This window comes from Bacillus sp. B4EP4a, assembly GCF_006680105.1.
Classification (GTDB): domain Bacteria; phylum Bacillota; class Bacilli; order Bacillales; family DSM-1321; genus Peribacillus; species Peribacillus simplex_E.
Genome location: NZ_VHIK01000025.1, coordinates 17817 through 29369 on the forward strand (window position 1 = coordinate 17817; position 11553 = coordinate 29369).

Here is an 11553-nt window from a genome sequence, read left to right on the forward strand (position 1 = left end):
AGTTTAATTATCAGTCGAAAAACTCCATATGAGCTTTTTCTTGTTTGTAGTAATCTATTCTGTTTTGTAAAGTACCTGTATGAAACTCGAACTTATGACCATCTGGATCAGTGAAATAAATGGACTTCTTATCTTTTTCATCTCTTGGACGTCCTGACAGGATGTTTACATTCAATTCCTTTAGTTTCTCGTACATGTTCATAAAGTCAGCTTCTTCTATGGAAAATGCTATATGTGTGTATGATTGGCTTATTTCATTACGGGGTATATCCTTTTCTGCATTCAGGGCAAGCCACATTCCATTCAAATCAAAATAGGCAGTGTTTATCCCCTTAACTAACAATTTTGCATCAAAAACATTTCGATAAAACTCAATGGATCTCTCTAAATTAGAAACTGAAAATAAAAAGTGATTCAAACCTTTTATAGACACTCTACCACCTCATATTAGGGTTGCTTTTTTTTCGCCATTAGACGCTTATAAAGAGGATAACCGAACATGTAATACCCTGAAAATGACAGCAGGATTAAGGATAAACCGGTCATTGTGAGGATACTGTATCTATACCAATCACCAAAGAAGGTTCCATCATGCAAAGTGATGAGGAACGTCGAGTAATCTGGATTTGTGGATAACACTTTTCCCGTACTCACATCTATTTGAACATTTTGACCATTATTAAAGCGAACCTGGTACACATTTGCACTTGGTCTATATTCAATTCTAAATATATCTTCAACCGAGTCTGCACCTGGAAGATTCTGAGACGTAGCAATGGACACGACCTTCTCCATAGGTATCGCTTGATCTGGACCCGCCTCTTTCCCCGTCCTTAACTCATCAGCCACTCCGAGTGGTAACATATAAACAAGCACGAGGCCTGTGACTGCGATGAACATAAAAAAAACGGATAAAACCAATCCAGTCCATTTATGTATTTTTCGGCTTAATTGATACAACTTTACAGATTTCGACAATGTTCCATCACATCCTTTGACTATTTTTCAAAACAGTAATATTCATACAATTATAAATTTTTCTTCATAACCACCCGATCTTCATTTACAATATAATCATTTTTCAGATAAAATGCTTCTGCAAGCCCGTCATTAGCAGTTAATAAATATAGACTTTTAATCTCTCTTTTCTGCAGTTCATCTTCTAAAGATTGAAGCATCTTTGAGCCATGCCCTTTACCTTGCATTTCATTATTTACACAAAGTTCTGCCAAATAAAAAGTTAAACCTTGATAAGACACCTTACTATTTCCAGCAACAAAACCAACAGCATTGTGATCAACCTGAAATAAAAAGCCAAGAAATTTAGGCGTATGAAATAAGTCGGAAAGTCTCTCTTTAGCCGTTTCATATGTCCAACTTTCATTCCATGGTTCACGATTAAACACGTTCATGTAGAGTTCAATACATTGCTCCAAATTCTCCGATGTCAGTGGCAGCATTTCTATCATATTCATGCTTCCTTTCTATTTTCATTAAAATTTTGTATATTAATCCAAATTATATCTTATCTTATGTGAACTAACCTGTTTCTATAGGACCATAAAAGAAGATCTGCCTAAGCAGAAGAAAATCACCTAAAATACCAGACAACTATTATGGAGGAGAAAACAATGAACAGATTGGAAAATTATGAGGTTCTGAATCAACTGAAATACATTGATGGCATTACCATTATCGATAATAAAGGGACAATCTTATTTACAATCAAATTTAATCCGCGTTTTCACTCTGAAACTCTCGAAAGGGAGGAAATATTAGGAGAAAGCTTATTTTCTGTATTTCCTACGTTGAATGAAAAATCGAGCACGTTATTAAATGCCCTGAAAACAGGTCGCCCTATTTTTAAAGGCAAGCAAGAAATTGTTGATTTTATGGGACGGAAAATTGAAACCACAAATATTTCTTTACCAATCAGGGCCCATGGGAAAATTATTGGAGCAATTGAATTGTCGAAAGAAAGAAGTAAAGAAGATTCAACTCCTAATAATGTAATCGAAATCAATTCAGAAATGTTTAAAGGCGATAAACGATTACTGGAAAATATTCGGCCGGAACGTGCCAAATATACACTAAAAGATATTATTACTGATAACGAGGAAATGAAGAATTTAAAGCGTTTAACCGAAAAAATCGCTAAAGGAAGCTCACCTGTCTTTATATATGGTGAAACAGGAACAGGAAAAGAATTATTTGCCCAATCACTGCATAATGCCAGCACTCGTGCAGAAAAGCCTTTCATTGCGCAAAACTGTGCAGCCATTCCGGAAGCCTTAATTGAAAGTATTCTGTTCGGTACAATAAAAGGAAGTTTTACAGGAGCAGAAAATAATCCAGGTTTATTTGAAATAGCGGAAGGAGGAACCATTTTCCTGGATGAGATCAACTCGATGCCCATTCATCTCCAGTCCAAGTTATTAAGAGTACTGCAGGACGGATATATTCGAAGATTAGGAGATAGAAATATTAGAAAGGTTGATGTGCGTATAATCACGGCGTCCAATAAACGCCCTGAAGATTGTGTAAAGGATAAAGATATGCGGCTTGATTTATATTACAGATTATGTGTAATGACGCTCAATATTCCGCCATTACGTGAACGGAAAAATGATATTAAGCCTTTATTGGATTTTTTCATCTCTAAATATAATGTGCTGCTTCACAAAAATATTACCAACGTATCCAAAGAAGTATATGACTTTCTCTTGAGGTACAACTGGCCAGGGAATGTACGGGAATTGGAACATATTGTTGAATTTGCGATCAATCAAATAGATGAATGGGAAGATACACTTCAAATGAAAGATATTGAAGAGCGTGTGAAAAATTTCATTAGACATAGTGAAGAAGAGTTTCAGATTGAACCATTAAAAGATGCTGTTGCCAGATTAGAAAGGAACATGATCGAAAAAGCAATCAATGAAACCAAAAACAACGTATCGCAAGCAGCTAAATTACTCGAAATACCAAGACAGACTTTGCAAAATAAGATCCGATTGTACGAAATAGTGCCCAAAAGCTAACAATGGACAAATAAACGATGTAGAAAGTGCCCAAAATATAACATCCATTGCTTAAATATTAACAATTCAATCATTTTTACTATCTGAAATCGACATTATCATAATGCGAAACTCTTATTTTCCTGCATAAAACAGCGGAAAATGATGAGATCTCTTGGCATACTTCTTGCTTAGTTTACAGATGTAACACAAAGCATTTCCTCTCTATAAAAAACTAGGAAGAAGGGGTATTGTATGAAAATTGGTATGCCGAGGGAAATCAAGGCTGGAGAAGATCGCGTTGTATTTACACCAATAGAAACTGCTGAGTTAGTCGGAGATGGGCATTGCGTGTTGATCGAGACAGAAGCTGGTTTGAAGGCCGGCTTCACTGATGAGGAGTATGTGGAGGCAGGCGCCCAAATCAGTCCGACCATGGACGAAATATATAAGGAAGCCGACTTTATTGTGAAAGTTAAAGAAATTTCACCCGAAGAATATGAGCTGTTGAGGGAAAATCAATTGATTTTCGCCTGCCTCCATCCGGCTTCAAACAGAGAAGAAGTGGACGTATTAATGAAGAAAAAGGTGATTGCACTTACGGCAGAGGATTCCCATAGATACGGTTCCCCGAATTGCGAAGTTGCAGGCAAATTAGGCGCTTTAATGGGAGCTTATCATTTGCTTAGTATTAATGGAGGAAACGGACAGCTTATATGCGGAGTCGGCGGCGCACCGGGAGCGAATGTCCTGGTCCTTGGTGCTGGAATCGTTGGAAAGGCAGCTACAGAAATTGTTTCCGCCTTAGGTGCTGACGTTACCTTAATGGACATCAATATAGGTGCATTAAGACATTGCCAAGAAATTTTCCCTAAAAATGTAAACACAATGATTTCCAATCAACAAAGCATCAAAAAAGTCCTTCAAGATATAGACTTAGTCATCAATTGTGTTAAATGGCCAAAACATAGAAAAGATCATTTAATTACTAGAGATATGTTAAAGATCATGAAAAAAGGTTCAGTGATTGTAGACATCAGTGCGGATGTAGGCGGGGCAATTGAAACCTATAAACCGACAACACATGCAGATCCTACTTATGTGTTAGACGGCGTAGTACATTTCGGAGTCGATAATATACCAGGAGCTGCACCACATACTGCCTCTAAAGCCTATGCTGCAGCCGTGCTGCCTCATATCCGGTCCATCGCGAACAACGGTGTAGCCGAGGCATGCAGGAGAGATGGATACTTAAGAAGAAGCTTAACCGTTTATAAAGGCATTCTTACACATGAAGAAACATGTGTCGTTCAAGGCAGGGAATTCACATTTCCGGAAGAAGCACTGGGTTTAACGGATCGCAATGATCTCGATTTTGTACCTAATGCTACAACTACAAAATTACCGATGAAAATGAGTTAGCATATCAACCATTTAAAAAGAAAGAAGTGTTAAGGGGGGAGAAAAATCCATGAATGAAGTTGAAAAAAAGGTTTCACTCAAGGTGGCATTGCTGACTATTCTTGTATTGATAACGGTTTTATCAATCGGTAACGGCATTTTGAAACTGCCTACTGATATCGTATTTATTGTCGCAACGATCGCAATTTCCATCGTTCTATTAACACAGGGATTTAAAGGCAAGGAACTGCAAGAATATTTTGTTGATGGTTGCAAGAAATCATTGCTGGTCGTGTTGATTTTAATGAGTGTAGGTATGGTTATTGGTTCTTGGATTGTTTCGGGGATTGTTCCCTCCATTATTTTTTATGGACTAAAATTATTGTCTCCCACCGTGTTTTTAGTATCAGGCTTTCTGATATTATGTGTTACCTCCTTTTTTATCGGCAGCGCTTATGCATCAGCCGGAACACTTGGGGTTGCATTTATGGGCATTGGCTATGGAATGGGAATACCACCTGCATTAACGGCAGGCATGGTTGTATCGGGGGCCATATTTGGAAATAAAATCTCGCCATTTGCCGACACTACTAACTTGGCAGTGGCAGTTACGGGTGTTGAACTCACGAGCCATATTCGGTCCATGCTTTATTCCGTTCTCCCCATACTAGTCATCAGTACCATCTTGTATGGAATTCAGGGAATGAAGTTTTCCCATAATTCTTTGGATGTGACCAAAATAGATTTAATTACAGATACATTGTCTGAACACTTTGTAATCAGCCCCTTTTTGCTGCTTGTACCGGTTATAACGATTTTATTGGCTGCCAAGAAAGTTCCCCCATTAATTGCCTTATTAATATCAGCCTTAGGCGGGGTGATTGCTGCTGCTTTAATTCAAACAAATTATGATATAAACACCATTTTCACCGCACTATCTAAAGGATTCCAAATACAAACCGGTGTCGAACAAGTCGACAACTTACTTAATAGAGGCGGTATAGCAAGCATGATGCCGACTGTTACTCTATCTATTTTAATTCTCGGTTTTGGAGAAATATTACAAAGAACAGGGATTGTAAGTGCTATTCTAGGCAGCATTAAGAATGCGATCAAAAGTGCACGAAGTCTTGTTTTAACAACCTTATTCTCAGGATTAGTGACAGATATGCTTACAGCAAGCCAGTATATGTCCATAATATTGCCTGGTCAAATGTTTAAATCCGCTTATAAAAAACATAACGTATCGCTAACCGTCCTTTCCAGAACATTAGAAGATGGCGGAACCATGTTTTCCTATCTCGTTCCTTGGTCGTTAACAGCCATTTATTTATCAGGGGTACTGGGAGTCTCGACTTTGGATTTTTTCCCTTATGCTTATCAAGCCGTCTTAACACCTATTCTTGCCATCATTTACGCACTAACAGGATTTGCAATCTTTAAAGAAAAAGGAAATGTGAACGAGGATAAAGAAAATCCGGAAGAAAAAACGTTCATGCAGAAAAAGATAAGCAATGAATAATAAACACTTTAGCTAACAGCCCCGCTATATAAGTTCTATGAAAAAAGGTCGACCAGTGATTTATACTGGCCGACCTTCGTTCATTAAGGATAGGATTTCATTGCCAGTCCCCGTAATTTGATAACTGTTTCATGAATAAAACTCTATCTTGATTTAGTCCGTCATAGTCAGAGTGGACTGAAACACCATCAATTAATTTATCTCCCTCTTCCATTTCAAATCCCATCTTGAGATGATAGGCAATTGAGGATCTGTTGACAGGAGACGTTACACAACGGACAATAATGCGACCATTTTGATGAACGACATTAAAAAACTGATTGTATAAATGTCTTCCGATATCATTTTTTCTGTATTCAGGATGTACGCCAACAAAGTGAATATATGCCTCATCAGATTGAGATTGAGATAGAATCCCTATTAGGAAACCGACTATTTTCCCTTCCTTTTCGGCAATGAGACTTGTATTTGTAAAATGATCAAAGAATAATTTCGGTAACATATCAGACATTTGCCTTCCGCCCCACCACTCATTGATCAGTGGCGATATTGCATAATAATCTGACCCTTTCACTGAACGAATTTCCATCCTTCTCCCCCTTTAATGATGCAACTAATCTAATTTTATCATTAAGGTGAGTTTCACCTTATTAATTCTATAACTAACCTGGCCCGTTAGTTCTGTAAGAACACATTATTTAACTAAGCTCAAATTCATTTAATATTTCCTCTGAACCATCTACTTTAATAGTCGTAATTTTTTCTTCCATTTAAGTTGCATAAAGAAAGAGCTGCCTTATAGACAGCTCTGATCTTAAGCTAACGCACCCGTTTTGTAAAAGCATATCACGGTTCAGTGCTGTCACCCTTCTTCATGTTAGAAGTCTTCATTCCACGTGATGTAGGAGGCAGTGGCCTTTGATTATCGCCTTCTCTTTTCAGATTAGTATTGGAGCTTAAAAATTCGGGTCTTTTTTTAAACGCCCACATTGGTCTCCTGAAGAATGTATCGCCTAGTCCTTCCGGATTAAGCGGAGCAAATGGTGACATATAAGGAACTCCGAAGGAACGCAGGCTACATAAATGGACTAGGACGACAAAAAAGATTAAATTCATACCATAAAAACCCATTGCACCTGCGCAAATGATAAATACGAACCGCAGCAAGCGAGCAGCAGTTGCCATGGTATAGGAAGGGGTGGCAAAACTTGCAATGGCCGTGATCGATACCATGATGACCATTGCCGGTGAAACAATTCCAGCCTGAACTGCCGCCTGCCCAATCACCAGGGCACCAACAATGGACATAGTCGCCCCAATGGCTTTGGGCATCCTTAAGCTTGCTTCTCGTAAGAGTTCAAATGTTATTTCCATGATGAATGCTTCGATAACTGCCGGAAAAGGAACGGAATCCCGTTGTGCTGCAAGAATGACGAGCAGCTTTGTTGGAATCATTTCTTGATGATACGTTGTAGCTGCTACATAAACAGACGAGGCAATTAGCGAAATAAAGAAAATAAAAATACGTAAAAAACGTATAGCTGAGGCTATATCAAAGCGAGCATAGTAGTCCTCGACAGATTGAAAGAATTGAATAAATAACGCAGGCACCAACAAGACAAAAGGCGTTCCGTTAACAAAAATGGCTACCCTTCCTTCAAGGAGATTGCCAGCGACCTTATCAGGTCTTTCTGTATGATCAAGAGTAGGGAATGGGGTCATGACCTGATCTTCTATCAATTGTTCAATATATCCTGATTCAAGAATACTATCGATATTTATTCCTTTTAAGCGCTCTTTGACCTCTTCGACGATTCCTTTTTTTGCAATCCCATTTATATACATTATGGAAACATCCGTCTTTGTCACAGTGCCTATTTTCATCGACTCTATCCATAAATCCGGACTGTTAATGATGCGGCGTACCAGGGCTATGTTTGTTGCATTCGATTCAGTAAACCCTTCTCTTGACCCACGGACCACTGAATTTGTGCTTGGTTCCTGAACAGAACGCCTTTCTCCCCCTTTTGTACTGGCAACCAGGGCTATGTTTATGCCATCAACAAAAATGACGCTATGCCCTGATAATAATGACAAAAATAATTTTCCCCAGTCCGTGACGGGTTCTACACCGCCGAGTGAAACCACGTCTTTAGAGATCACTTCCAGCGCTTCATGTGGAAGTAACTTTTCTTTTAGAAGTGGATTTTTCATGATGGATTCAATTAAAAAATCTGTAACACTTAGATTGTCTATCAGACCCTGTACATACAAAATAGACACCTTAATCTCAGGATTTTGACTAGTTTTCAACGTTCGTATAATGATATCCGGGCTGTTTCCTGTTTTTTGCTTCACGATATCCAGATTGGCTGTTATAGAGCTGTCAATATTTTGGGGTGTATTAATTATAGATTGATCTTTTTCTTTCTCGTCTATCTTTTGCTTCTTGCGTTTCTTCATTTGTCCTTTTTGTTTAAAAAAAGAAACCATAGCACCGGTCCTCTTTCAATCCTATTTCTTTTTATTCTGTCCCAAAAAATTGTTTTTTATGGATAACATCATTCCCAACAATATTATTAGATCTAATATTTAGGTATTCATTATGTAACTATCCTGCCCCGGTTCCATAAGAAAAAGCTGACTTAAAGACAGCTCCGATTTTTAGCTAACGCACGTTATGGCAATAAGAAAATCAGCTTACTAATAGAATTTAGAGATTTATTTCAAGCACCAGAAGTGGGTTTTCGTAAAATATTCTCACCTTGTTTACGCTTTAGAAAAGGAATATCAAAAAAAGCAGCATATTTGCTGCCTTTAATTCAGGGTAGGTGAACTGTTTTAATATGATGAAGATTTAAATATACAGGTTCCTCCCTTGCCGTAATAAGTTCAACAAAATTATCTTCTAACTTATTAATTTGTCCAATTAAATTGGAATTTTCTCCTATATTAAAAATAATTAAGCTACCGATCAGTTTTTCCACTTGTACGTCAAAGGTTCTTGCCATTGAAAGTTTTGATGGATGTACAGGAAGATCCTTGTTACTTAAACCATAAGGAGTTTGATTGTCTGTGTATGGGATAATCCACTTTAAATGAAATAAAGGTATATACATAGTCTTATAAACTGGTGAATAGAATTCAAAGTAATTATTCATCACCCTTGTTATATAACCGTGTAAAGGCTGGTTACCAGTTACGTATATTTCCGTGAACATCCCTTTCGCGGATAAAAGAGTTTTTCGTAGTGATAATTCTTCCTCAGCTTCAATTCCAGGTGAGTCTACAGGAAGGTAAATTTCCTCGTTTTCCGTAGTATTTACTTTGCAATTTTGAATATGATTTATTGGAAGATACACAAAATCCTGTCCATTAAAGATAACCACTACATCAATACCAGTATCAACCAGTGTACCGAAAAAATATTTTTTTCCGGAAATTTCTATATTAATTGTTTCTCCTCTGAGCTTTTGTAAGATTTTATTCATAATCACCCCTCCTTCCTACTTTAATAACCAAGTGGTCCAAAAATACAGCGAGATTAAACTTACGATTAACCCAAAAGGAATTATCAAAAAGGTAACTCTAAGATACTTCCCCCAGGAGATATTGATGGAGTGTTTTTTCAATATATACATCCAAATTAATGTAGCCAGCGTTCCAACAGGCGTTAACAAAGCACCTATATCGCTTCCATTCACGTTAGCAAGATAAGCAATTTGTACAAGGTGAGGATCCAATCCCATCTCTGTTATCGACAAAGTCCCTATCATAACTTCAAGAAGATTATTGAATAAGTTGGATAGGATAGTTAATAATATGCCCATGATCATAGTTGCGTTGAATGGGCTGTCCATAATTAAGGGTTTTAAATTGCTGACTATATAATCATTCAAGCCAACATTCTTCAAACCATATACCAGCACGTACATATTGAAAACAAATAAAAGAGCATGCCAGGGTGTTTTCTTTACAATATCGCTAAGACCAGTTTTGGTTTTATTCCATCTCAGAAATATCAAAAGGAACGCTCCCACCATACCGATCAATTCCAAGGGAACCCCAAATGGTGTAAGCGCGAAGAAGCTCGCCCGAGTTAAAATGACGATTGCAAAACTCATTTTAAACAACTTCCAATCATTTTCTTCGGATTGTTGTTTAACATCGAGTGGATGAGTTTGCACAAAGCGTGAAAAGGTTTTATCACATTTTACAGGTACACTGGGAATTTTACTTGGAAGGTCCTTCTTAAAATATAGATAAAGTAATAATCCGATTGTTAAAATCCCTATCATTGAAGGAACAAACATCAAATTGATATAACTATTAAGGCTCAGTCCTACAATTTTTAGTGCAATCAAATTGGAAATATTGCTTACTGCTATTAGGGCACTCGCTGCCGTTGCAATTAGAGCTCCTGATATTAGAAAGGGGATTTTTTGTTGAGGTTTAATCTTTAGTAACGTTACAATGTGAATAATGATAGGTGTTGTGATAAGGATACTTCCATCGTTATTGAAAAACATTGTCATGAAAAAACATAGGAGATTAGTATAGCCGAATAATCTAACCCCTAAACCCCCTTAGACCGGATGATGATATTTAAAGCAATCACCTAAAAAAACCAATGCTTTCAAGTACAATAGACATCATTATGGTGGATAATATGGTTAAAGAAGCGCCCCTGATAATATCAAATATATTTAAAACATCCATCCAAGGAACAATGCCTGCAACCAATACTGTCAATGCCCCTATTGTAGTAGGTATAGTTTCATTAATCCCAAATGGTCTCCATAACATGAGAATAATAGTTAAAGTAAAAATTATTTGACATCAAGACAATTTGTGAACTAAGCATTTACCTCCGCCGCCTTGTTTTTGGATGGTGTAATTTTTACGGTATCAGGAGTGGTTTGATTTTGAGGTTTTACAAAAAAGGTATAGGAGACTCCCCCAAGTACAGAAAAAAACAAAATCATCATTCCATGTCCTCCTTTCATTTAGCCTTGAATTGTATTTTAAGGCTTTAACCGTTTTGCCTTCACTTTCCCCTGCATTCTTTCAGCAAATTTCATCAATGAATAATATTCTGTTTTTTGATTTCCGTTTTCTGCATACATTTTTTCAGTGGACTTCATTAATTCGTAACATTTCTTATCTATCAGTTTCCTTTTTTCTTTTAAATCATTTTTCTTTGCGGATTGTTCGTTCATTTCTTGAGGGCTTGAGTTCCTGAATTCTTCAGTCAAGTTTTCTTGGATTGACTCTTGAATATCTTTTTTATTAGTTACTGAAGTGTTTTCCTTCTTACTTTCTTTTTTCTTTTTTTTCCGGGATTTTTGTTTCTTATATTTATCCGTACTTTTCTTTACATTGGATTGATCTTTGTTCACTTCATTTACTGTAGATTGAACAGTCGCTTCTTCTTTCACGTCAGATAAAACTTCCGGATGTGCACTTATTTCAGGATTAGTTTCTGAAGGTATTTCCTTCTTATTTTCTTTTTTCTTGTTTTCAGGGGATTTTTGTTTCTTATATTTATCCGTACTTTTCTTTACATTGGATTGATCTTTGTTCACTTCATTTACTGTAGATTGAACAGTC

13 protein-coding genes are annotated in these 11553 nt (G+C 37.0%); 3 read left to right on the forward strand and 10 right to left on the reverse strand.

Annotated features, from left to right (window positions below; all coding sequences use genetic code 11):
• Nucleotides 1-10: 10 nt before the first annotated feature.
• The 3 genes from fosM to FNK51_RS13480 are packed head-to-tail and all read right to left on the reverse strand — an operon-like array spanning nucleotide 11 to nucleotide 1469.
• Nucleotides 11-433 (reverse strand): FosM family fosfomycin resistance protein, encoded by a 423-nt coding sequence (gene fosM / locus FNK51_RS13470; protein WP_141993668.1) that lies wholly within the window; start codon nucleotides 431-433, stop codon nucleotides 11-13.
• Between the two features lie 14 nt (nucleotides 434-447).
• Complete coding sequence (locus FNK51_RS13475) at nucleotides 448-978, reverse strand: PepSY-associated TM helix domain-containing protein (protein WP_141993669.1); 531 nt, start codon at nucleotides 976-978, stop codon at nucleotides 448-450.
• A 50-nt stretch (nucleotides 979-1028) separates the two neighbouring features.
• A complete protein-coding gene (locus FNK51_RS13480) occupies nucleotides 1029-1469 on the reverse strand; it encodes a GNAT family N-acetyltransferase (protein ID WP_141993670.1) in 441 nt (146 codons plus the stop codon).
• Between the two features lie 162 nt (nucleotides 1470-1631).
• On the opposite strand from FNK51_RS13480, the gene FNK51_RS13485 reads away from it, so the two are divergent.
• From FNK51_RS13485 to nhaC, 3 genes are all read left to right on the forward strand, one after another.
• Nucleotides 1632-3041 (forward strand): sigma-54 interaction domain-containing protein, encoded by a 1410-nt coding sequence (locus FNK51_RS13485; protein WP_141993672.1) that lies wholly within the window; start codon nucleotides 1632-1634, stop codon nucleotides 3039-3041.
• Between the two features lie 234 nt (nucleotides 3042-3275).
• Nucleotides 3276-4442 carry an alanine dehydrogenase gene (locus FNK51_RS13490; protein ID WP_141993673.1) on the forward strand — a complete coding sequence of 389 codons (1167 nt, stop codon included), beginning with the start codon at nucleotides 3276-3278 and terminating at the stop codon, nucleotides 4440-4442.
• A gap of 49 nt (nucleotides 4443-4491) precedes the next feature.
• On the forward strand, nucleotides 4492-5943 hold the full coding sequence (gene nhaC, locus FNK51_RS13495) for a Na+/H+ antiporter NhaC (RefSeq protein WP_141993674.1): 1452 nt from the start codon (nucleotides 4492-4494) through the stop codon (nucleotides 5941-5943).
• Nucleotides 5944-6040: 97 nt separating this feature from the next.
• Here nhaC and FNK51_RS13500 read toward each other — a convergent pair whose 3' ends face one another.
• From FNK51_RS13500 to FNK51_RS26570, 7 genes are all read right to left on the reverse strand, one after another.
• Complete coding sequence (locus FNK51_RS13500; RefSeq protein WP_141993676.1) at nucleotides 6041-6532, reverse strand: GNAT family N-acetyltransferase; 492 nt, start codon at nucleotides 6530-6532, stop codon at nucleotides 6041-6043.
• Between the two features lie 257 nt (nucleotides 6533-6789).
• Entirely contained in the window at nucleotides 6790-8436 is a 1647-nt protein-coding gene (locus tag FNK51_RS13505; RefSeq protein WP_141993678.1) for a spore germination protein, read from the reverse strand.
• A gap of 329 nt (nucleotides 8437-8765) precedes the next feature.
• Entirely contained in the window at nucleotides 8766-9434 is a 669-nt protein-coding gene (locus tag FNK51_RS13510) for a DUF2642 domain-containing protein (RefSeq protein ID WP_141993680.1), read from the reverse strand.
• Nucleotides 9435-9449: 15 nt separating this feature from the next.
• Nucleotides 9450-10478 carry an ArsB/NhaD family transporter gene (locus FNK51_RS13515; protein ID WP_353617864.1) on the reverse strand — a complete coding sequence of 343 codons (1029 nt, stop codon included), beginning with the start codon at nucleotides 10476-10478 and terminating at the stop codon, nucleotides 9450-9452.
• Between the two features lie 79 nt (nucleotides 10479-10557).
• Complete coding sequence (locus FNK51_RS27205; RefSeq protein WP_286178698.1) at nucleotides 10558-10749, reverse strand: ArsB/NhaD family transporter; 192 nt, start codon at nucleotides 10747-10749, stop codon at nucleotides 10558-10560.
• Between the two features lie 50 nt (nucleotides 10750-10799).
• Entirely contained in the window at nucleotides 10800-10931 is a 132-nt protein-coding gene (locus FNK51_RS27210; RefSeq protein ID WP_260398203.1) for a hypothetical protein, read from the reverse strand.
• Nucleotides 10932-10967: 36 nt separating this feature from the next.
• Nucleotides 10968-11553, reverse strand: a 586-nt coding sequence (locus FNK51_RS26570) for a hypothetical protein (RefSeq protein WP_181762255.1), incomplete at its 5' end; no start/stop codon positions are given.